General features: G+C 42.0%; 20 protein-coding genes and 1 tRNA gene. 2 read left to right on the forward strand and 19 right to left on the reverse strand.

The genetic code is table 11. The features are described from left to right. Nucleotides 1-109 precede the first annotated feature (109 nt). The 15 genes from BLV86_RS06125 to BLV86_RS06195 all read right to left on the reverse strand — a co-directional run bounded on the left by BLV86_RS06125 (nucleotide 110) and on the right by BLV86_RS06195 (nucleotide 16,740). A complete protein-coding gene (locus BLV86_RS06125) occupies nucleotides 110-1,243 on the reverse strand; it encodes a cobalt-precorrin 5A hydrolase (protein ID WP_175456454.1) in 1,134 nt (377 codons plus the stop codon). After that, nucleotides 1,240-2,022 carry a precorrin-4 C(11)-methyltransferase gene (gene cobM / locus BLV86_RS06130; protein WP_090815660.1) on the reverse strand — a complete coding sequence of 261 codons (783 nt, stop codon included), beginning with the start codon at nucleotides 2,020-2,022 and terminating at the stop codon, nucleotides 1,240-1,242. The genes BLV86_RS06125 and cobM overlap by 4 nt, the downstream gene beginning before the upstream one ends. A gap of 152 nt (nucleotides 2,023-2,174) precedes the next feature. Further along, nucleotides 2,175-3,452, reverse strand: coding sequence for a cobalt-precorrin-5B (C(1))-methyltransferase (locus BLV86_RS06135; protein ID WP_242873251.1), 1,278 nt, complete (start codon nucleotides 3,450-3,452; stop codon nucleotides 2,175-2,177). A 417-nt stretch (nucleotides 3,453-3,869) separates the two neighbouring features. Next, entirely contained in the window at nucleotides 3,870-4,868 is a 999-nt protein-coding gene (locus BLV86_RS06140; RefSeq protein WP_090815664.1) for a helix-turn-helix transcriptional regulator, read from the reverse strand. A gap of 2 nt (nucleotides 4,869-4,870) precedes the next feature. Continuing rightward, complete coding sequence (locus tag BLV86_RS06145; protein ID WP_031554653.1) at nucleotides 4,871-5,347, reverse strand: NUDIX hydrolase; 477 nt, start codon at nucleotides 5,345-5,347, stop codon at nucleotides 4,871-4,873. Nucleotides 5,348-5,519: 172 nt separating this feature from the next. Further along, on the reverse strand, nucleotides 5,520-6,470 hold the full coding sequence (locus BLV86_RS06150) for a DNA-directed RNA polymerase subunit alpha (protein ID WP_029199875.1): 951 nt from the start codon (nucleotides 6,468-6,470) through the stop codon (nucleotides 5,520-5,522). Nucleotides 6,471-6,734: 264 nt separating this feature from the next. Continuing rightward, on the reverse strand, nucleotides 6,735-7,586 hold the full coding sequence (locus BLV86_RS06155; protein WP_031554650.1) for a replication initiation protein: 852 nt from the start codon (nucleotides 7,584-7,586) through the stop codon (nucleotides 6,735-6,737). A 1,074-nt stretch (nucleotides 7,587-8,660) separates the two neighbouring features. Then, on the reverse strand, nucleotides 8,661-10,142 hold the full coding sequence (locus BLV86_RS06160; protein WP_090815666.1) for a hypothetical protein: 1,482 nt from the start codon (nucleotides 10,140-10,142) through the stop codon (nucleotides 8,661-8,663). Between the two features lie 18 nt (nucleotides 10,143-10,160). Continuing rightward, on the reverse strand, nucleotides 10,161-10,490 hold the full coding sequence (locus BLV86_RS06165; RefSeq protein ID WP_090815668.1) for a hypothetical protein: 330 nt from the start codon (nucleotides 10,488-10,490) through the stop codon (nucleotides 10,161-10,163). Between the two features lie 132 nt (nucleotides 10,491-10,622). Beyond that, nucleotides 10,623-11,726, reverse strand: coding sequence for a sigma-70 family RNA polymerase sigma factor (locus tag BLV86_RS06170; RefSeq protein WP_090815670.1), 1,104 nt, complete (start codon nucleotides 11,724-11,726; stop codon nucleotides 10,623-10,625). Nucleotides 11,727-12,092: 366 nt separating this feature from the next. Further along, complete coding sequence (locus BLV86_RS06175; protein WP_044917167.1) at nucleotides 12,093-12,716, reverse strand: rhomboid family intramembrane serine protease; 624 nt, start codon at nucleotides 12,714-12,716, stop codon at nucleotides 12,093-12,095. Nucleotides 12,717-12,735: 19 nt separating this feature from the next. Further along, nucleotides 12,736-14,211: a transglutaminase domain-containing protein gene (locus BLV86_RS06180; protein WP_090815672.1), complete on the reverse strand. Its 1,476-nt coding sequence runs from the start codon at nucleotides 14,209-14,211 to the stop codon at nucleotides 12,736-12,738. Nucleotides 14,212-14,344: 133 nt separating this feature from the next. After that, a complete protein-coding gene (locus BLV86_RS06185) occupies nucleotides 14,345-15,712 on the reverse strand; it encodes a S1C family serine protease (protein WP_090815674.1) in 1,368 nt (455 codons plus the stop codon). 180 nt (nucleotides 15,713-15,892) lie between these two features. Continuing rightward, nucleotides 15,893-16,417 carry a hypothetical protein gene (locus BLV86_RS06190; protein ID WP_090815676.1) on the reverse strand — a complete coding sequence of 175 codons (525 nt, stop codon included), beginning with the start codon at nucleotides 16,415-16,417 and terminating at the stop codon, nucleotides 15,893-15,895. A 134-nt stretch (nucleotides 16,418-16,551) separates the two neighbouring features. Further along, entirely contained in the window at nucleotides 16,552-16,740 is a 189-nt protein-coding gene (locus tag BLV86_RS06195; RefSeq protein ID WP_090815678.1) for a hypothetical protein, read from the reverse strand. Between the two features lie 192 nt (nucleotides 16,741-16,932). On the opposite strand from BLV86_RS06195, the gene BLV86_RS06200 reads away from it, so the two are divergent. Continuing rightward, on the forward strand, nucleotides 16,933-17,178 hold the full coding sequence (locus tag BLV86_RS06200; RefSeq protein ID WP_031554636.1) for a thioredoxin domain-containing protein: 246 nt from the start codon (nucleotides 16,933-16,935) through the stop codon (nucleotides 17,176-17,178). Here BLV86_RS06200 and BLV86_RS06205 read toward each other — a convergent pair. Further along, on the reverse strand, nucleotides 17,132-17,713 hold the full coding sequence (locus tag BLV86_RS06205; protein ID WP_031554635.1) for a hypothetical protein: 582 nt from the start codon (nucleotides 17,711-17,713) through the stop codon (nucleotides 17,132-17,134). The genes BLV86_RS06200 and BLV86_RS06205 overlap by 47 nt on opposite strands. A 153-nt stretch (nucleotides 17,714-17,866) precedes the next feature. Between BLV86_RS06205 and BLV86_RS06210 the strand changes: the two genes are divergently transcribed. After that, nucleotides 17,867-18,490 (forward strand): DUF4317 family protein, encoded by a 624-nt coding sequence (locus BLV86_RS06210; RefSeq protein WP_090815680.1) that lies wholly within the window; start codon nucleotides 17,867-17,869, stop codon nucleotides 18,488-18,490. A gap of 114 nt (nucleotides 18,491-18,604) precedes the next feature. Here the strand turns inward: BLV86_RS06210 and BLV86_RS06215 are convergent. The 3 genes from BLV86_RS06215 to BLV86_RS06220 all read right to left on the reverse strand — a co-directional run bounded on the left by BLV86_RS06215 (nucleotide 18,605) and on the right by BLV86_RS06220 (nucleotide 21,222). Continuing rightward, nucleotides 18,605-18,677: transfer RNA gene (locus BLV86_RS06215), tRNA-Thr, on the reverse strand. A gap of 181 nt (nucleotides 18,678-18,858) precedes the next feature. Then, complete coding sequence (locus BLV86_RS18615; protein WP_242826581.1) at nucleotides 18,859-18,942, reverse strand: putative holin-like toxin; 84 nt, start codon at nucleotides 18,940-18,942, stop codon at nucleotides 18,859-18,861. Between the two features lie 123 nt (nucleotides 18,943-19,065). Continuing rightward, complete coding sequence (locus BLV86_RS06220; RefSeq protein WP_090815682.1) at nucleotides 19,066-21,222, reverse strand: ATP-dependent helicase; 2,157 nt, start codon at nucleotides 21,220-21,222, stop codon at nucleotides 19,066-19,068. Between the last annotated feature and the right edge of the window lie 96 nt (nucleotides 21,223-21,318).

The raw sequence follows: 21,318 nt of genomic DNA on the forward strand, positions 1-21,318 counted from the left end.
TATGCGGTAATCCCTGTTACCTTTGTCTTATCAACTTTAGTATACAGGTAAATCCACGTTGCTACAAAGAGGAGGTCATTACATATTGTCTAATAATAGTTTAAATATATTATACAGACACCGCAACTGCCAATGTCACACTTCCGTATATCTGCTTGTGAATGAGGATCCGCTCATGTCCGTTTCGCGACGCGGCATAAGCAGCCGACCGTTCGCAGACATTGGACACCCCTGTTACACTTTCCACAAAGCTGCTTGCCGCAAAGTCCCCATCCATGGATTTAAGCTCAGCCGCCGTATAAGTCACAAAGGGAATCTCCCGCTTATAACTGAAGGTCAGTATCCCCTGCTCATTCTTTTTTAAGTCAATGCTTACCAGGGCATCCACTGCATCACCTGATATCCCCGCTGACTTAAGGCAGTTATCATAAGCCTTTGCCACATCTTCCTCAGAAACGCCCTTTCTTGCGCCGATTCCTACATATACACGCTTTGCTATAAGCTTAAGGCCTATGGCATTAAAGGGTCTCACCACCGGATCAGCCTTATCAAGAAGTTTACTCTGATAGCTTATGATGATATCTGCTTTGTCAATGTCATTTATCCCCACCGGCTCATATTCACCTATACCGGGTCTCATGTTCAGATGCTCCATGCCAATGTCACTGTATATACGCAGCTTCTCACCTCTCAGTACCTTAGCCGAAGCCTCCTTTGCTGCCCCGAAATCAGTGATGATAAGGCCATTCTCCTTTGCAAAAACATCAACAGAAAAAGCACCTTCCAGATCTGACGCTGTGGTTATCACAGGCTGAGCCTTAATAAGATCCGAAACAAAAGACGTAAGCTCATTGGCACCTCCCAGATGTCCGCTGAGAAGGGATATGACAAAATGCCCGGCTTCATCTATAACAAGTACCGCAGGATCCTCCGACTTGTGGGACAGGAAGGGCGCTAATGCACGAACCGCTATGCCGGTGGAGCCTATGAAAATTATGGCATCGGAATGATCAGAAAACCAGGATCCCACTACTTCATTTAAATCTCTTGTGTCTGAAATATCCGGAAGAGCTTTGGTTTTCGCATGAAGACATATTTCAAGCTTCTCATCCTTTTCTGGCATCCATGCTCCAGTTCTTCTGAAAAGTCCCTGTCCTTCCTTCTCCGCTTCCATCCAGCGATTCTTTAACTCCTCTGAAAGGCTGTATCCTTTTTCAGTAAATGCAATTACCTGAACCTTCACCTGGACTCCTTTCCTCTGTAACATGTAACAAAATCACGGTCATAGAGTTTTGAGTATTCATAGACTGTTTTATCGTCAATTGCTCTTCCAACTATTATCAAGGCCTGCTTCATGTTTCCGTCGGCTCTTCTTGCTTCTTCTCTCTTAAATGCCTCAGGGATTTTCTCCAATGTCGTCCAAACCACCTCTTCATCCGGCCAGGTGGCTCTGAATACCACAGCTGAAGGAGTATCCTCAGGATAACCTCCGGCTATCAGCTCCTTCCGGACCTTTTCTGAAAGTGTGGCTGATAAAAATATTACCATGGTGGACTGATGCGCCGCCAGAGCACTAAGCTTCTCCTTCTCAGGAACCGGGGTTCTTCCCTCAGCTCTTGTTATGATAACTGTCTGTGTTACTCCCGGAAGTGTATACTCTTTTCTGATTGCTGCTGCCGCTCCTGAAAAAGAACTGACTCCGGGACAGATATCATAATCTATTCCATTTTCCTTAAGCCAGTCCATCTGCTCCCGGATGGCACCGTACAGAGACGTGTCTCCGGTATGGAGTCTCACCACATTCTTTCCGGACTTTTCAGCTTCCTCAAAAACCTTCAGCACCTCCTGAAGATTCATTTTCTTGGAATCGTAGATTTCTGCATCACTTTTACAAGCCTTAAGGATATCAGCATTAACCAAAGATCCCGCATATACTACGATATCTGCTTCTCTTAGAAGCCTGAGTCCCTTTACAGTTATAAGCTCCGGATCCCCCGGTCCCGCTCCGACAAAATAAACCATTTATCCCCTCGTACATTCAATTCTTTTCCCGAAATCTGACTATTATTCTTTCATCTGTGTATATAGCTTCATACTCATCACTTTGAACTGACCTGTGATAACAACCACTATTGTCATGCTCATCATCTATCACAAAGCTTATTAGTAAATCACTAAACTTTGAGTTTCTCCATCAGATTATCCGAATTTCCTGTCCTTCCGATCATCCCGAACCTCTCGGAATATACTATTACACCGAACCTCATCCGACCCTTTATCCGCTGCTCCATATGAAATTCAATCTCCTTCATAATGGATTCCATAACAGCCTCTCTATGCCCCATGTCATCAAGAAGTGTAAGCATTTCCTCCGTGGTAGGTGCTTCCTTCATAGCCCTCACCTGAGATGCATTTCCTCCGCAAAGCGCCAGATGTGCCGCAAATATCTCCCATCTACCGTCAGCCACCTTGCTGTAGGTATTCATGATCCCTGCAGCAAGCTTACAAAGCTTTCCGATGTTTCCCACCAGCAAAAACTCCAGGCACCCATAGGAAACCGCAAGGTCTATGGCATCTCCTATATAATTTGAAACCGTAACAACCCGCTCTGTATCAAGCCCAAGCTTTTCAACATAACGCATTCCGTAATTTCCCGGAACCGCGATGATACTTAACGCTCCATCATTAATCTCTGCAGGAACCCCGGTCATATGATCATTTTTAATCAAATCTGTTTCCATATCAGTTGTATCAACTTTTGATAACTGACTGTTTTCCTTACACTGACAATACAGCTTCTGCCGTATTTCCGTCTCAATTGTGGCAACTATCGAAGCTTCCGACATAGGCTCAACTATCCCTGTGGTTCCCAGTATAGATATGCCCCCCTCTATTCCAAGCCTCGGGTTAAATGTTTTCTTCGCAATCTCCTCCCCCTCCGGAACAGAAACCGTAATGAGGAAACATGATTTTTCAGTTTCACTACTTTTTCCTTCTAAATCTTCAAACTCCCTATTGTTATCCTCTGTAGATTTAAACTTCATGTTTGATCTACAGATATCCTTAGGGAATTCTGCATCTTCCTCGTACATTTCCAGCACATCCATAGCTGCCCGGAATATCATCTCTCTCGGTACAGGATTAATGGCACTCTGCCCCACTTCCTGCTGAAGCCCCGGCTTGGTTACAGTTCCCACACCCTTACCACCAGTGAGAAACAGCCTATCACTCTCCTCGCATCTAAAGGCGTTTTCCGTAACTTCTTCATGACTTACAACCCGAACCTCAGCATGCACCTCAGTCCCATTAGTCACATCCGGATCATCCCCGGAATCCTTGATCGTATAAAACTCCGACTCCCCCACAGGATACACACTTAGTGTTACTATTTCTCCCCCCGGCAGTACTACATTTACCTTCTCTGCAACGTTACCGGTCATAAGCCTCTCCATTGCAGCCCTCGTACACGCCGCCGCACAAGTCCCCGTAGTCAACCCACGTCTCAGTTTTTTCTGATTTTTGCAAATATATTCATTCATATAAATCGATACTCTTCAGTACTTCATCGTAAACAAAAGTATACAAAACTCTAAAATCCGGATATGAGTCAATGTTAAGTCCGATTCTACATGACCCATATCACCAAAACACAAGATATGAGTCAATGCCAAGTCTGATTCTACATGACCCATATCGCGAAACACCGAATATGAGTCATTGCTAAGTCTGATTCTACATGACCCATATCACCAAAACACAAGATATGAGTCAATGTTAAGTCCGATTCTACATGACTTATATCCCCGTAAATCAGATTATGAGTCAAGCAAAAGCCTGGTCCACCGGCTGAACTGTTACCATTTCACCACCTACCGGTATCTCTTACTCATACCCTCAATATCCTCGCGGATCTTCTCCCTGAGGCTTTCCGGCTCCAGGACAGTGACCCTCTTCCCGTACTGCAGCGCCCAATACTCCATTGCCTGCTCATTACAGTAAACATGAATCTCCATCATATCCACGCCGTCTTCTGTGTACTTTTTCATTATCTGAAAATCTTTTCCGAACCAGTCCACAAGATCATTCATGAACTTAGCATCGGTCTTCAGAAGCACGCTCACAGAATTGCCGGAAAACATATAAACATGCTCAGCCATATGCTTGGGAAGATTAAGCCCGTTTTCCATGCCCTTTATAAGCCTGGTATCCTTTATGGGCTCCTCCAGAAGCTTCATCTCAGTCATCCTGTCTATACGAAAATGAGATATAGTGTCATACTTATCGTAATTTCCCACGAGATAATAGTGACCGTTGGACATGACCACCTGATAGGGATTAAAAACGAAGGGCTCCTTCCTCGTGGGATGCATCTTGAAATCCGTGCCGTAGACATTGTAAATAAAAGAAATCTTCTGCTTTTTGGTCATGGCATCATCAATGATATCCAGATTTATCATCACCTGCTTGTTTTCGGTATGCTGAAGATCCGTATAATTCTCGATATAGGATAAATGTGGCGAAAAATACTTATTACCCTTATTTTTGAGCTTTTCGATAAGTGCCGCGGACTGCGCCCTGGTAACACCCTTTGAAAAAATAACCGAATTAATCAGGAGCTGTAGTTCCGCATCATCAAATTCCCTTGAAAGAAGACAATACCCATCATCAATACTAATGTCATAGCCCAAATCTATCAGGTACTCCGCATTGTTCCTGACAGAACGCCTGTCACATTCAATACCGTAATTATCTTTAAGCAGTTTTAATATCTCCTGCTGTGTAAGTCTGTGATCCCCATCCGTATATTTTTCCAATATCTCAAGGATCAGCATATTAAGCATTTTCTTATTGCCTCTGCCCTCGTACATATTTACTCCTTATATGGCTTTCCATCCAGTATCGCTTCCATCAGTCGGTCCTCTTTATCATATACGAGTTTCAACGAGAAAAAGCTGTCCCTCTCCAGAAGAAGCTTCAGGAATATGCGGTCCCCCGGCCACACATTTAGCTCAGACACATCACTTTTGTTCACCCATTTAAGCTCTCCTTCATCACATTCTGTCTGTTCCCCGGTAAAACCGTCAGCTGTGAAAAGATGCATGTATTCCGACTCTGCCCTGCCGGATATAAAGGTTACTATCCCCCGGTATTTCCAGGAGGTTAATGTATATCCCGTTTCCTCCATCACCTCTCTGACCAGGCACTCCTCCGGACTCTCATCCTTTTCAAATTTTCCTCCTACTCCGATCCACTTGGCGTGGTTTAGGTCATTCTGTTTCTTTGTCCGGTGAAGCATGAGGTATTTATCATCCTTTTCTATATAGCAAAGAGTTGTGAGTATAGCCATTTCTCCTCCGTTTTTGCATTTTCAAATATTCCGAAAGAATCTTCCCTAATGATACTAATTTTACCAAAGATATCTCTGCCTGTCTCAGTTTTAACGAATTGAATATTTTTTTAATCACAAAAAAAGCGGCCTTCCATATAGGAAAACCGCTTTCGTAATTTCATATATTCAATTATTCTGCATCTCTGCTGCTAAGTGCAAGTCCCATAGAATCAAGCTTTCCGAGAATCTCATCGATAGACTTACGACCCATGTTACGAACCTTTGAAAGATCTTCAAGATTCTTGTTGCAAAGATCTCCAACAGTATTAATGCCGGCTCTCTTGAGACAGTTATATGAACGAACACTAAGCTCAAGCTCATCAATGTTCATATTCATAAGGTCATTGGAATCACTGCTGCCTGCATCCTCAACCTTAACTTCGTTATCTGTATCAACATCCATATCAGCAAAAAGCTTAAGATGTGAATCAAGAATACGTGCTGACAGTGAAACGGCATCATCCGGAGCCATAGTTCCGTTTGTAGTTACATCAAGAGTAAGTTTCTCTTCGTTTGTACCTTCGATAGGATCGATAACGATATTGACCTTTACTACAGGACAATAAATAGAATCCACTGCGATAACACCGATGGCCAGATCGCTGCGGTCACGTGTGTTTGCACCGTCATATCCACGACCCTTAGTTATCTTTATCTCAATATAAAGTCTTGCTTCTTTTCCGGAAAGTGTAGCAATAACCTGATCTTTATTAATGATCTCTACTTCAGAAGAAACCTTGATATCAGAGCCGCGAACAACTCCTTCACCGGCATAATCAATATATGCCATAACCGGATCATCGCTGGATGATGTATTTTTAATAGCAAGCTTCTTTAAATTAAGGATGATATCACTTACATCTTCCTTTACTCCGGGAATTGATGAAAATTCATGATAAACGCCCTCGAACTTTACCTCACTTACTGCAGCACCAGGCATAGAGGAAAGAAGGATACGTCTTAATGAATTACCGATGACTGTACCTTCGCCCTTAGCAAGCGGAGCACATACAAAACGTCCGAACTTCTTATCATCTGTGATTTCCTCAACTTCAAGAACCGGTTTGATTTCTACTGCCATTAGCCCACCTCTTTATATTAAATCATTGAAACAAATTTCTTTGCATGATCATAAAAAGTTTCTGTCAAAGAACATACTATCTCTATTATTTTTAGAATCAAGCTATTCTATTATAGCGTGTTTTTTTTGCATGTCTAGGGTTTTAGGAAAATTTATGAAAAAAGTGGATGCTATTTATTGCATCCACTTAAAAACGTAGTAAAATTTTATCTTTATAAGAAAAAACCTCATATACAAAGATTTCCGGACAGCCTCAAAAAAATCTTATGCTATCTCAACCAGCTTTCCTGAATCATCAAAATTGAGACTTAACTGACCCTTGAACTGAAGATTTCTCTTTTCTATCTTGCTGACTGTCTTGTTATATGTAGCAAAACGATCAAGTGTATCCTTGTTCTCTATATAAAGTCTGATATGAGTTATTCTCTTTCCCTGAAGTCTTCCTTTAACAAGTTCCCCCTTATCTGTAATACAGTCATAGGTAACTGTTATATCGGTATATTCATTGATCTCCTTTATGGCCGGTGACAGAACTCTCTGCTTGAAATTGCCAAAAGCACTGTAAACGTCTGCCATGAGGTTTTCCCTCAATGTATCGATAGGGATATCTACATGCCCTTTATAAGCATAGGACTTTGCAAGCTCATATAGTCTCGGAGAATACTTGCTTGTCATGGAAAGTATGTTATAAAGCTCATATTCCGTAAAATTGTTCTGAAGACCAAGAAGATATGTTTTTATACGACTGTCAAGAAGGAGGCTTATGGTTCCCTTTCGTTCATTATACTCAGGCTCATTGAACCATCTCAGCTTGATAACTCTGTTATCAATATTTACCCAGAATGCCTTTTCATCAATGGAATCGATCATATTCCTGAAATCACGATAAACATTCTTCGGATCAATACCGCAAAGCCTCGCAAAATCAAGTGCACGGATCTCATACTTTTTAAACTCTTCTTCACCGGGTTTTATTAAGGTGATAACAAAATTTACAAGCTTCTGCTCATTAGCAGTAAGATTGTACTTGGCTTTCTGTATGAGTGCGTTATCTTTTACAACAAGATATGTTCGTTGATCCTCAACTTTTTCTTTTTGCGTTTTAAATGCTGACATTTTTAAGAACTCCGTTTCTTTCGCATGTCAATATAGTAAAACTCTTAAACTGAAAAATCAATCACCGTAATTTTGTTATATCTCTATTCTGACCTGAATTTCCTGAAAAGGTAAAAATTATTGCATTATACTGGCCTTATAACCTCAAAATCTGCATCTCAAAGACATGTTATTATGCTTTTCTGACTCGCTTTCCACACGCGCAGGATTGTATTTTTTTATGTTTTGTTTTTTTATTTTATATATTTAATATTATATATATTTATATTATTTAATAGCGGATCACCGCAGAATAACGTCATTTTTTGTCCACATAAATAACAAAAACACGGTAAGGCATAACATATTAACGGTGACTCCTAACAAAATAACGGCAAAAGATAACAAATAAACGGTAAAAGCCCAAAGAGGTCTTTTTGAATACGGCGACAAATATTAATAACCGGAAAAAAGGAGTCTAAGCATGTGGAGGTCATGGTTATATTGTCAAAAAGCACTAATCGACCATCTGATTTTTGTCAAAAACGTCTTATAACAAAATTACGGTGATTCTAAGAGACAGATAACATCATTACGGTAATTAAGGTAAAAACATAACAGAATTACGGTAGAAACCTAAGGAATCAATTTTACCGTAATTCTGTTATAAACCTGTCTTTCAGCAGAGCAAATAACATTAATACGGTCAATCGTAAGAAATACTTAAGCCGTAAATTTGTTACAAGTTTTCCGGGAGTCTTCTTTTTGATGAACTTTATAACAGATATACGGTGATTAATACCTTTATTGGAAAAAAATAAATCAATGAATTCAGACATATAACAAATACACGGTATAAAAATAATGACTTAATTATATTTTAATGGTTCAGAAGATTTTTTTGGGTTTTGGATTATAACAAATAAACGGTATCCTTCAAATAATGAAGAATACCGTCAATATATATAGGTTTCAACCGTAAATATGTTATAAAGTCTGGATTTAAAACCGTAAAACTGTTATAAGTGGTCTATATCATTTAGTAGAAAGCCGGAGAAATATTTTTAAGTAACTGCTCTCCGGCTTCTATCAGGTTCAGATGTCAATCTTCTCCAAAAGTGCCTTGATATCCTCTGAGGGCTCAGCCTCCTTGAGATGCCATACAGCGTATTTTACAGCATTGGAAGGAACATAATCGTCCTTCAGCCACTCTTCCAGAACGCTCAGAGCCATCTGTCTCGTGCCGTTTACCGGAGAATTAAGGGAAGCAATTATAAAATCCTCTCCTTCTCCCGCTGAATCAGAAAGATTCTGTACCAGGAAACTTAGCTGATGATAAGGTCTGTATTCTTCTCCTGCTCCGAGATTATCCTTTGGCCCCGAAGCCATCATATCAAGTGGCAGCTTCTTTCTGAAAATGGAAAACACCTTGGAAAGTGTTTCACTGTTTTTGGGAAGAATGTCTACGAGAGAAGCATTGGCACTAAAATCCTCTTCCATGGCTGCAAGAACTTCTTTGGTGCAGTCTATATCCATACGTTTTGCAAGGCGGAAGTCTTTATTTTCAGTTAAAAGCCTTGATGCGAAGTCCTTTAATTCCTTCGAGTTAAGGATATTCTCAAGTTTTTCGCCAAGTTTTCCGCTTTCATTAAAGATGTTCCGGTTAAGATAATCCCTGAGATCAAGTAAAGTACTGAGAGCTTCAGTAGTCTTTACCCTGTGTTCTGACTGTGTTATATAGCCTGAAAGTATTTCTGTGCGGTCTGACATTGAGGAAATACCCTGGAGAGTTCCTTCATCCAGAAGTCCTTCAATGATGGGACGTGCCAGAAGATAATCATCATCATTAAAAGCAGGATTCAAAAATACTTTACCAAGGTTTATCTTCTCTGCTACAGTGCGTGCAGAATATGCGGCACCTACATTGTTCCGTACACCTTCGCGGAACAGCCAGTCCTTGATCTTTCCGGAGACAGCATCAATATGTTCAACACAGTGTATGCGGCCCCAGCCCTTTGTATGCTTTGCAAAATCCAGGATAGCTTCATTTCCGTCCTTCCAGGTTTCAGCTACCATTATGGCAAAAAGGGTCAGTTCTTCGGATCTTGAAAGTGTTTTAACAACATTCTTTACTGCTTCATTATCATCGGTATCCATCATCTCAAAAAGCACAAGGGCAAATTTGAGTGCTTCCGGGTTATTGGTTTTGATGATGATATTGGCGGCGAACTGAAACACTGCTTCGGCATCTATGTTTCCGGCGTTATCATTGACCCACTTCTCAAGTTTATCAACCAGCGGAAGCATGCGGACCTCCGGTGTGGAGAAGAAGGAATCAAGATCATATTCTGCCGATTCAAAATCATGCTGCGAAGCTTCATTTATTACATCGATAAGTGTTTCTTCATCGCTGTCATCCTTCATATCGTGGTATAGGTACATGCCGTCCAGGGCACCCTCCACAAGGCGGATGCCGAGTTTCCCTGAGGAAGTATCCCTTGATATACGGAAGTCCTCAGGAAGAGTGTCATCCGGTCTCAGGTTATCGCAAATTGATTCATATATTGAATTTGACATTAAAAGTTGCCTCCGATATCAATAGCCGTAATGCTCACGCTGTGTGTCTTCGTCGTAAACTTTTTTATAAGCTGCTGTTCCCTGATGCATTATCTTTATGAGATACCACTCGACACCTTTGATGGTCACCATCTCACCTACTTCCTTCTTTGCAAAAGGATGGCTGGGAAGGTTGATTCGGGTGGTTACTTTCTTTTTTCCATCGGAAATGACAATGTAATCTCCCTGCTGTGCGCCGGACTTGGCTTTAAGCTTTGTTTTGAAAAACGGACGCTGGCTGTTTTTGCCGGGCTGGTGGGACTTTTCGTTTTTGGATTTGTTAAAAGGACGTGGTTTCTTATTATTCATTTATCACCTCAGAAATCATGTGATTGGCGGTTTTTTCGCCAATAAAGTTTTATGCCGTGAATTTGTTATAAGTTATCAAAAAAAACAAGAGCTTTCTGTGATTATAACAGAAAGCCCTATATAAGTATCTAATCAGTTCTCAAGGAATCCGTCAAGCTCGCGCTTATATTTCGGATTCTGGAGTTTATGTAATGCTTTATTCTCGATCTGACGGATACGCTCACGGGTAACATGGTACATGGTTCCGATTTCTTCAAGAGTTCTCTCGCGGCCATCCACAAGACCATATCTCATCTCAATGACTTCACGTTCACGCTCACTGAGGTTTACCAGAATCTTTTCAAGCTGCTGCTTCATCATTACATTATTAATATTCTGTTCCGGTGAAGTTATCTTGTCATCGGCTATAAATGAGCCAAGATCTGAATCCTCATCCTCTCCCACCTTGCTGTCAAGGGAAGCAGGACCGGCATCGTAGTTGATAACCTCCTGAATTCGATCTTCAGGAATGTCAAGTGCTTCACTAAGATCATGAGTTGTTGGCTCATGTCCAAGCTCTAATGCCAGCTGACGAGAGGTTTTCTTTATCTTATTTATGAGCTCCACCATGTGAACAGGTACTCTGATGGTTCTTGACTGATCGGCAAGGGCTCTTGCTATTGACTGACGGATCCACCAGGTTGCATATGTAGAAAGCTTAAAACCTCTGTCCGGTTCAAATTTCTCTACTCCACGCATGAGGCCAATGTTTCCCTCCTGGATGAGATCAAGGAAATTCATACCACGGCCGGTATAGCGTTTTGCGATAGAAACCACAAGTCTCAGATTACATTCCACAAGCTCCTGTTTTGCAGCCATATCGCCGTTTTTGCAGCGGATTGCAAGTTCACGTTCACGTTCCGGAGTAAGGAGCGGATAGCTTCCGATCTCTTTAAGATATATACGTACAGGATCGTCAGCGGAAACATTTTCCAGATTTGTCAGAGCCTCCATATCCAGGGCTCTTACTTCCTTATCTTCCTCAGAAAGCTCTTCGTCAGATATATCCTCGTCAGAAAATTCGTCTCTTTCCGAATTGATACTTGTCAGTGAAGACTCTTTTATTTTTGCGATGGCATCAGAGTTGTCATCAAACTCACTATAACCACTGTCTTCCGGAGAAGTTACATTATAATCATCTGAATCAATGAATATAGTGTGCTTTTCCTCCAGAAGTGCTCTATCATTTTGTATCATAAAAACTTCCTATTATCCCCATTTATTACTTCTAAACAGCCTTGCTATTTTATTTTGAAAACAAATATATTGCAAGACATAAGGGGGATATTTAGGAAAATAATACATAAATCTTATTTATGATATATATAAATTTGTGCACAAAAAATCCCGGTAGGCGTCCCGGGATTTTTTATAAAAGGATTATAATTTGAAATTTGTAAAAAAAGGATCGTGCATTTATTTCGTTTCTTTTCTTAACTTGATTCTAATATACACAATCCTTGAAAATAGTGATTGAAGAAAAACGAAATCTCTGATTATGAAATTCTTAAGACGTACATTAAGAATTTATGAAGGTGATTTTGACGATAGAAGAATCTGGTTTTACCGTTGTTTTTTTGCGCTGTACCTTAGTATCTCCTGCATTATAAATGCAAGGATAAGACCGCCTCCGAAGCCGCCTACATGGGCCATAAAGTTTATGTTAGGATCCATGCGTCCTGCTATCAGAGAAAGGGTAACGGAAATAAGAACTCTCTTAATGGGGAACAGCTTTCTCAGGCGTGGGTTCATGGCAAACAGTATAAATACTGAGAGAAGGCCAAAGATTGCTCCGCTGGCTCCGGCTGAAACTACAAAATCCTGTGATATTCCTTCATATAACATGGTCAGCATATTCCCGGATATTCCGGAAAAAATGTACAGGACAAGATAGAGAAAGTGTCCATAATAGTGTTCTACATAGGGGCCCAGGGCAAAAAGAGATATCATATTACTGCCCAGGTGTTCTACTCCGAAATGAAGAAACATAGAGGTGATAAATCGGTAAAGCTGACCATCATAAATAACATAAGGCGTGAAGAAGGCGCCAAAAGCGAGGGAAGTTTCTATATCTTCACTTCCCCCAAGGATTTCTTCAGCGATAAAAACTATCACATTAAGAGCTATAAGATAGTAAGTTACATAGGGCGCCCATCTACGGGGCGTTTTAGCATTAGTGTTTTCCATAGAAATGATTATATTACACTTAAAAGATTATTACGATGGTATCTTTCGAAGCATTCAAAACATAGGTGCAGGAACTTACGTTTTCAAGGTAATTGTAAATCTTATGTTCCGTAAACAGCTTGTTTGTGACTTCGGACATGATGTCAGCATTGGCAGTTCTGAACTGGACAAGGTTTTCTCCGTTGTTCTGGGCGGAACTTATCTTTGACCCGATTGTTTCGATATCAGAACTTGAAAAGTAGTTACCGGTGTAAATGTAATAATTGTCATTGTATGAAGAGCAGGTGGGAACCGGAATATTTGCATCCGGGGTATGATTTACATACATTTCGTCATCCGTAAGTCCAAAATAGGAATAGTTTATGAAGGAGGTTGCTGAATCCTCGGTTGAGACCGTTGATTCTCCGAAGGTCACATCTATCTGGTACCAGCCTCCGTCCATGAGGATCACATTCCATGCATGAGGACCATTTTCTGCATAACCTGTAACAAGTATAGACGGGATACCCATGAGCTGGGACAGGTACTGGAGGGTTTTTGCGTAACCATTGCATACGGAACGATGGTAAAGAAGAACTGAAATGATATTCTGGTTCTCATCTGCACCTTCTTCATAGTCGGTAGTATTGACAATGTGATCATACAGATACTTGATCTTTGTGTAATCATCCGTTGAAGTTCCGTCCTTGAAGCCGGGAACTTCCGCCAGCAGGTTTCCGATCACCTCGGTCAGAGAGGCTTTATAGGAGGAAACCTCCTCTTCCGACAGGGTATACTGCCCTTTCACGGTTATGGAGGTGACAACACCGTTTATGGATTCCACGGAATAATGTATTCCGCTTGTGTAGAAAATTTCCGGATGGTCTGACATAACATAATTGTAGACAGTATTCAGTTCTTCGGAATCAAGAGTTGATACAGCCCGTTCTTTCCGGTTTGTTATAGAATCAAGAATCTCCCTGTAAACCGTCTTGCCCTTGTCACTAAGAAGATTGTAACAGTAGTAGCCTGCCTGGCTTTCATCTGTAATGTCACCGGTATCACCAAATCTCGCATCAAGGCTTTCCTGAAGATCCTTAATGATTCCTGTATTATCCTGAGTTTCCTTTGAAACATCGGTCTCTTCCGAGGGGGGAATTACTTCTCCTTCGGAAGAAGATTCTGCAGGTTTGTTGTCTGGTGTCGGATTATCTGCCTTGGGCAGTGAAACATCTCCTTTCAAAAGGGTCTTAAGTGGTTCGGGTAAAGAAGAAATCAGGTCACCGATTCCAAGCTGTTCCGAATAATAAGAAACTACGTAGTTAACAATAGTCAGGGGCGACCGGTTATAGTATCTGCCAAGCCCTATAAAAAGAACGGCGGTTAAAAATAAAATACAGAGAAAAACAGAAAAACAGCCTCCACCGGTGTTGCGACGTCTTCGCTTTTTCCTGTGGCGCTGTGGTGTCTCATTATATGGGTCTGTATAGTCATAATGTCTATAAGGGTCTCGCATTAATCAAAATCCTTTCTGTATCTGCCTGTGACAAATAGTATAAACTTTATAATCAAAATAGGGAAACGCTATTTGAGCGTTTCCCATGAATCCGACAGGATTCTGTCCTTGCATTCTATCAAAAAAGATTATCTTAGTTAGAAAAATATTGTGGGATTTCCTGTACAAAGTTACGGAAGTCCTGGTTACTGTCTGATGTATTTTCTCTCCTGTCAGCTGCCTTGTCCGGATTAGCTGTCAGGGTGATGGAGACAGTTACTTCATCGTAGTCACTTCCGTGAGGTCGCTTTACTGTAAGGTTAATGGTCTCACCGGCTGCATATCTGTTTAGAAGCTCCTGCATGTCATCCAGACTTGTGACGCTCTGGTCATCAAACTTAACGATGATGTCCTTCTCCTGAAGATCTGAGTTTGCTGCGGCAGAACCTTCGACGATCTTGTAAACATATACGCCCTCTATCATGCCATAGGCTTCCGCTGTTGCTGAATCTATGGTCTTTGCCTGAATGCCAAGATAGCCTCTGTTTTCTTCTGATACCTTGGATCTGGTTTCCTTAAGGGCCAGTGTATTGATAACCTCTTTAGCCTTGTTGCTTGGGATGGAATAGCCCATACCCTCAACGTCTGTGCTTGAATATTTGGCAACATTGATACCGATGAGCTGTCCTTCCATATTGAGAAGGGCGCCGCCGGAGTTGCCGGGATTTATTGCGGCATCAGTCTGAAGAAGTCCGGATTCTGTACCTTCACTGGTTTCCACGTCTCTGTTTTTAGCGGAAATGATTCCGGTTGTAACGGACTGACCGTAGCCGAGAGCATTACCGATGGCTACTACCTGATCTCCTACCTGAAGGGCATCGGAGTCACCAAACTCGGCAATTTCGATGGCAGAAAGTGTGTCTTTAGACATATCAGAGAGCTTTACAGCTATAACAGCCAAATCTGCCGAAGAGTCTTCTCCCTTGATTTCTGCTGCTACTGACTCCCCATCCACAAACTGGACACTGAGTTCGGTTGAACCCTCTATAACATGATGGTTTGTTACGATGAGAAGCTCGGAATCGGTCTTTCCGACGATGACACCTGATCCGCTGGCAGCAGCCTCTGTCTCACCGCCGTTTCCGAATATGGAATAACCGTACTGCTTATATCTTATGGTATTTGTTATGGAAACAACCTGAGGCATGGCATCCTGTGCTATTTCGGTGACAGATTTTACCGCGCCTGTGGTGGATGTTGTCCGGACGGTGGCATTGTCATCATTGCCTGAGAACAGAGCGTTACTTACAGTGTTGTTTTCCTGTCCTTCAATCATTTCACCGGCACTGTTTTTTCGGTCAAATGCATCTGATGCGGAAGCATCGTCAGCGGCCTCTGCATGAGCCTCTATAGTCTGCGAAGCTCTGGTTACCCCCACCATGGCAAGTCCTGATACAGAACCAAAAACTAAAGCACTAAGAACGATAGCTGCTACATTTTTTCCTAAGTTGTGTCTATACATAATAACCTCCGTTGTTAAGGTAAATTGATTTTGATGGTTGTATAGTAAGGAAAAAGTGTGACTTGTTTTTGTTGATTTGGTGGAGATTCTGTGACCAAAATGTCAAGAAAATGTGTCCTGCCCGGGAGTAAATGCCAAAGAACCGCAGGATTTCGGCTGATGTAGAAATCCTGCGGTTTTTTAAATGTTTTTAATATCGGCCAGGAGCAAAAGGCTCGAGATGTGCATGGCAGTAATGCCGGCGCACTGGAGCTTATCCAGGATCCTTATATCATCATCAATGAAGAGATGCGGAGTTTCCAGGCCATTGAACCTTTTTTCAAGGGTTTCTTTTACAATTGGGGTTTTGTCTGAACCTCTGGTAAAAAGGATGTTTTCCGGAGGGAACAAACCGGGATAAACCCTGTTGATGAATTTAACTTTTTGAGCATCCTGAGTATCGCAGCTGGATAAGCTTATAACAAAATTACGGTTAGGATCTGTGAAGCGGCTTATATACTGTTTCATTATCTCAGCTCCTACTGCGGTTTCATATATGTCATGCTCTTCTACAAAAGCATCAAATTCTTCATCACTGCAAACATTTATGCCGTCGGAACCGTATCCGTAGATCGCCAGCACACCGTCCACATCAAAAAAACGTACCAGATCCTTTCTTATCAAATAGTCTGTGTCAAGTCCAAGCCTGTAGTTTTCATCAAACATAATCTCACGTAAAATCCAATCATATTGGAAAGGTGATTGGATTATTCCTTTCTCCCAGGTTCTCTAGGCTATTCTAATCCGCTTCTATTCCACAGGTGACGGTTCTAGCCGGCGAGAACCGTCACCTGTGGCCTTTATCGGAATGCAAACTGCAGGATTACCGTTACCACTGCAAATGTTACGAAGCTGTAAATCATAGTTCTTCTGGAAATATCTATAAGCTCTGCTTTATTTTTGAAAAGAGCAAATCCGAAAATCACAAAAGATGTTACAAATACAAGCATTATGCCACATAATAAGAAGCCGATAACATTAGTCACCATAGGGAATCCTCCGTGAATATCACCGTGAATTTGTTATAAGTGCTTTTGAAGCAATAATTGAAGCCGAAATCTGGTCATGATACAATAATCTGACGCAGGAAGGAAGTTTTAAAAACCCTGTGAAAGCATGGCAATCCGGAGTTTTTAAGGATTGTCCGGAACTAAACTCACACTATGACAGAGAGGTTTTACATGAATCCGGAACCTAAATTGCTGACAACATTTAACTGCCCAAAATGCAAGCTGGTAAAAAAAGAGCTTGTTTCAAGGGGCATTGCATTTATAGAGTGTCCCTCAGACAAAAAATCAGGGATAGATCTGGTTGTTAAGTACCGTGTCATGACAGCTCCCGCATTGTTTATTCCGGAGGCTGAGGATGACTACAGGTATATCACTGATTTTCAGGAGATAATGGATTGGATTCATGAGCAGCAGTGATCTCCTCCGCTGTCATATGATCAAGCATCCCATAATCCATGTTGTAGGTCACAAAATCATCGTAATCATACATATCTTCAAAAATAGTCATTCGGAATTCAGGATCCTGTTCGTCCTTTTCGCCATCCTCAAGGTATTCGGCCTTAAGGATAGATATAACATATTTACGGTCTTCCGAAGGCATGTTTTTGGCAGGACTCTTTCCGCTGTCTTCGCAGGAATGGATATAACTCTGTATAACAGCGTGCAATGCATATTCCTCGTAGATGTTGGGAATAAATTCATCCTTTGATTTTACTCCCTTAAGCAGAGAAATGAATGCGGTCGCTGCATCAAGCTTTGAATAGTGATCAGGAAAATAGTATTTAATATTCTCTTGAAACTCTGAATCATCAGAATTTACCTTGAGATAGCTCTTTCCGGCTGCTGTTTCCATATATTTTATGAGTAGTGACATGATGCGGTTGTTTATGAATTCAGAGATGCAGGCATTGGCCTTCTGATCTCTTGTGAACTGTGTTGTGATCTTTAACATGATTTTATCCTTATAAATATAATTTGAAAATACGCTCATATAAAAGTATAACAAATTAACGGTACATGCAAAAGAGTACTTTGCCCAATACAACCGGGGACGATTATCGCCGGCGAGAATCGTCCCCGGTGGAAGAATTTCAATGGAGAATATATGATAAACAGAGAAGACATGCTGGAACTCACCAGAAGAATGACCCTTAGCAGAAACTGTTTCTACAGAGTGGCCGGAGCTTATATGGACCCGGAAGGTTATATAGATAATACTTTTAATGCCAACTTCCGGAACATGGGGACACACGATAAGAATGTGAACCTGGAGCTTGCCAAGACCATTCCCTTTTCAAAAACAAATCAGCAGCTCAGAAGTTACGAGTTTCCGAAAGGTGATATGGCTTATGACAGTATCCATAAACTGGTTATGGCACTGTCACAATATGGTCTGAAGGATGATCTTTTGGTTCAGACCCTCTGTGAGCAACTTGCGGAAGCGATCCATATTCCTCAGGAGTACGGAATCTTCATCTATCACGGACTTTATGACGTACCGAGGAAGGGCTCTGACAATGAAGAGCAGGGTGAATCAGAGGAAGTATTTCAGTTTATAATCTGCGCTGTTGCGAGAATTGATAAGGACTACAATGCCGCAAAACCGGAATTAGGCTTTCTGTTCCCGGCTTTTGAGAATAGATCAAGTGATCCGAGCCGTATAGATATTTACTGTCTTGATCCGGAAAACCCGGATATGGGGTTTGTGAAGAAAATACTGGGGAAATAAACTGATGAAAACAGAAAACCATCGGGGACGGTTCTCGCCTGTGAGAACCATCCCCGATGGTTTTCTTACAAAAAGAAAAACCCTGAGATTTCTCTCAGGGCTCCCAAGGGTTGAAGCCGGGATTCGGACTCGAACCGAAGACCTACTGATTACAAATCAGTTGCTCTACCAACTGAGCTATACCGGCGCAAATCTTATTGCTCAGATATACTATCAAATCGGTTCATGTCTGTCAACCACAAATTTTTGTTTGACGTAATATAATCATAATGTTATTATTGATTTACAAGGAGGTGCTTGCCGATAGACGGTTAGCCCTTCGCTAAATAGTTAAGAAAAAATAACCGTTCAGTTCGTGGCTGGGGCGGTTATTTTTTTACAATCTTATAAACAAGACCGATGATTGCTACTATCAAAATTCCAAATTGGAATAAATCAGAATAAGTAACCATAGTACCCTCCTTTCCGGAAGGGTTAACCGCCTACCGCATTGGCAAGCACATTACGGGATTGTAGCATAAACATTGGAATCTGCATATAGTCTGATTTCGGACTATATGGCATATCAATTCTTGTCATTTGCATTTCTGCAGCTTAACCCGGAAGGATATCTGTCTTTCTGTGGGCATATCGTCAAATTGGATAGTGTAGGCATTTTTATCCATATTCACATCTTTTATAGTGCCGAGACCGAAGGCTTTGTGGGCTATCCTGTCGCCGATACTGAAAAGCTCGGAATCGTCAGGCTTTCTTAAACGGGAGTTTACCAGGTTAATGTAGCTCTGGGTTTCGGATATAAGCCCTGCCCTGGGTGCTTCTGTGAAGCTGAGAAGTACGGGATCGATATCCAGAATGAATCTTGAAGGGTACCGGGGAGATCCGTCAAAGTTTTTTCCTGCGGCCTCCGAAAGATAAAGCCCCTTTTCCGCACGGGACATGGCTACAAACGCAAGTCTTCTCTCTTCTTCCATTCCTTCCAGAGTATTGGTCTTTTTTGATGGGAAAATGCCTTCCGACAGACTGCACAGAAATACATAAGGGAACTCAAGACCCTTGGCAGTGTGCACTGTCATAAGCTTTACTCTGTCTGTGGCATCGGCTTTATCCATATTTGAGAACATGGCTACATTTTTTAGATAGCCGGAAAGGTCAGTTTCCTCTCCTGCGCTGGTCTCAAATTCAAATACAGACTGCTTCAGCTCCGCCAGATTATCAAGTCTTTCCTGGGATCCTTCGGTTCTGAGCATTCGCTCATAGCCGGATTCATTCAGGATGGACCCGAGAACTTCTGAGATGGTTTTATCTTCATAAGTGGCCGCATATTTCTCGATCATGGCTATAAACCGTGCGGCCTCAGTTCCCTTAAATATCTCATCCTCAATATTCTTTACAAGTGCTTCATACAGACTGCATCCGTGCTCCTTTGTATAATCCTCCAGGAATTTCATGCGGCGAACTCCAAGGTTACGCTTTGGAACATTGGCGATACGTCTGAAGGAAAGGTCGTCCTTGAAAACAATCATCCTGAGATAACAAAGGGCGTCCTTTATCTCCATGCGGCCGAAAAACTGGACGCCGGAGTAAATGGTGTAGGGGATCTGGGATTTCAGGAAAACCTCCTCCAGAGTCCTGGTCACATAGTGAGCCCTGTAGAGACAGGTCATATCCTTGTAATCAACCCCCATCTGATGCAGGGTTTCAATGTTTTTGACTATCCATTTGGCTTCCCCCTCCGCATTCTCAGCCAGATGGCACACAACGGGTACGCCGTCCTGAAGAACCGGGACAAGATCCTTGGACATACGCTGCTTGTTTTTACTGATGAGTGAGTTGCATACCTTCAGTATCTGAGGGGTGGAGCGATAGTTCTCCAGCATCATGATGGTCTTTGTTCCCGGATAATGTTTATCAAAATCCAGCAGGTACTTAACATTGGCACCTCTCCAGGTGTAAATGGTCTGGTCGGGATCTCCAACGATAAACAGGTTCTTGTGGTAGCCGCAAAGCACCTCCATAAGCTTATACTGCAGTGGGTCAATGTCCTGGAACTCGTCTATTTCAATGTATTCAAGTCTCTTCTGCCACTTGAGGGCGATGTCGGGATTTTCCCGGAAGATATAGAGGCTGAGGATAATGAGGTCATTGTAATCCACCGCAAAGGTTTTACGCTGCTGATAGAGATAGCCGTAGAAAAGGATATCATCAACCGATTCGGCATCCATGTACTTTTGATAAAGTTTATCAATGGGGAGCTGTATCATATCGAGATAGTACTCCGGCTCAGACAGACATTTACGGATCTCAAACATGTCCCGGGCGTTTCCGTAGGTTTTATCCCGGAGCGTCAGGCCACGCTCCTCGTAAATGATCTTCAGCATCTCGTCAATGTCACCGTTATCAAGCACCATGAAGCTTTTGGGATAGCTGATGGCATGACTGTCCTCCTGGAGTATGTTGACACAGAAACCGTGGAAGGTGTTGATGTAGCCGGTGTCATTATCCCCGGTGAGCTGGTGAATACGCTGACGCATTTCATTGGCGGCCTTATTGGTGAAGGTCACGCAAAGGATATTGCCGGGGAGGACGCCCAGATCATTTACAAGATAAGCAAATCTGTGAGTCAGCGCCCTGGTCTTTCCCGAGCCGGCGCCCGCTATAACCCGCACGAAGCCTTCTGTTGTGGTGACGGCTTCAGTCTGGGCTTCATTTAATCCTACAAGTACATCTTCCATAAATGGTAATAATCTCCGATATAAATTCCCGGGCAGGCATGGAATCCCAAGGTCTGGCCGGTTTTTGGTTCTGTCTTCTATGATCTTGGGCTCCGC

Origin of the sequence: Oribacterium sp. KHPX15, from assembly GCF_900107835.1 — a bacterium.
Lineage (GTDB): Bacteria > Bacillota > Clostridia > Lachnospirales > Lachnospiraceae > Oribacterium.

Excerpts from the sequence above, each read along its gene's own strand:
- cobM (WP_090815660.1), bottom strand. The coding sequence starts at position 2,022 with ATGGTTTATTTTGTCGGAGCGGGACCGGGGGATCCGGAGCTTATAACT.
- BLV86_RS06135 (WP_242873251.1), bottom strand. The coding sequence starts at position 3,452 with ATGGAGAGGCTTATGACCGGTAACGTTGCAGAGAAGGTAAATGTAGTA.
- BLV86_RS06140 (WP_090815664.1), bottom strand. The coding sequence starts at position 4,868 with ATGTACGAGGGCAGAGGCAATAAGAAAATGCTTAATATGCTGATCCTT.
- BLV86_RS06145 (WP_031554653.1), bottom strand. The coding sequence starts at position 5,347 with ATGGCTATACTCACAACTCTTTGCTATATAGAAAAGGATGATAAATAC.
- BLV86_RS06150 (WP_029199875.1), bottom strand. The coding sequence starts at position 6,470 with ATGGCAGTAGAAATCAAACCGGTTCTTGAAGTTGAGGAAATCACAGAT.
- BLV86_RS06155 (WP_031554650.1), bottom strand. The coding sequence starts at position 7,586 with ATGTCAGCATTTAAAACGCAAAAAGAAAAAGTTGAGGATCAACGAACA.
- BLV86_RS06160 (WP_090815666.1), bottom strand. The coding sequence starts at position 10,142 with ATGTCAAATTCAATATATGAATCAATTTGCGATAACCTGAGACCGGAT.
- BLV86_RS06165 (WP_090815668.1), bottom strand. The coding sequence starts at position 10,490 with ATGAATAATAAGAAACCACGTCCTTTTAACAAATCCAAAAACGAAAAG.
- BLV86_RS06170 (WP_090815670.1), bottom strand. The coding sequence starts at position 11,726 with ATGATACAAAATGATAGAGCACTTCTGGAGGAAAAGCACACTATATTC.
- BLV86_RS06175 (WP_044917167.1), bottom strand. The coding sequence starts at position 12,716 with ATGGAAAACACTAATGCTAAAACGCCCCGTAGATGGGCGCCCTATGTA.
- BLV86_RS06180 (WP_090815672.1), bottom strand. The coding sequence starts at position 14,211 with ATGCGAGACCCTTATAGACATTATGACTATACAGACCCATATAATGAG.
- BLV86_RS06185 (WP_090815674.1), bottom strand. The coding sequence starts at position 15,712 with ATGTATAGACACAACTTAGGAAAAAATGTAGCAGCTATCGTTCTTAGT.
- BLV86_RS06190 (WP_090815676.1), bottom strand. The coding sequence starts at position 16,417 with ATGTTTGATGAAAACTACAGGCTTGGACTTGACACAGACTATTTGATA.
- BLV86_RS06195 (WP_090815678.1), bottom strand. The coding sequence starts at position 16,740 with ATGGTGACTAATGTTATCGGCTTCTTATTATGTGGCATAATGCTTGTA.
- BLV86_RS06200 (WP_031554636.1), top strand. The coding sequence starts at position 16,933 with ATGAATCCGGAACCTAAATTGCTGACAACATTTAACTGCCCAAAATGC.
- BLV86_RS06205 (WP_031554635.1), bottom strand. The coding sequence starts at position 17,713 with ATGTTAAAGATCACAACACAGTTCACAAGAGATCAGAAGGCCAATGCC.
- BLV86_RS06210 (WP_090815680.1), top strand. The coding sequence starts at position 17,867 with ATGATAAACAGAGAAGACATGCTGGAACTCACCAGAAGAATGACCCTT.
- BLV86_RS18615 (WP_242826581.1), bottom strand. The coding sequence starts at position 18,942 with ATGGTTACTTATTCTGATTTATTCCAATTTGGAATTTTGATAGTAGCA.
- BLV86_RS06220 (WP_090815682.1), bottom strand. The coding sequence starts at position 21,222 with ATGGAAGATGTACTTGTAGGATTAAATGAAGCCCAGACTGAAGCCGTC.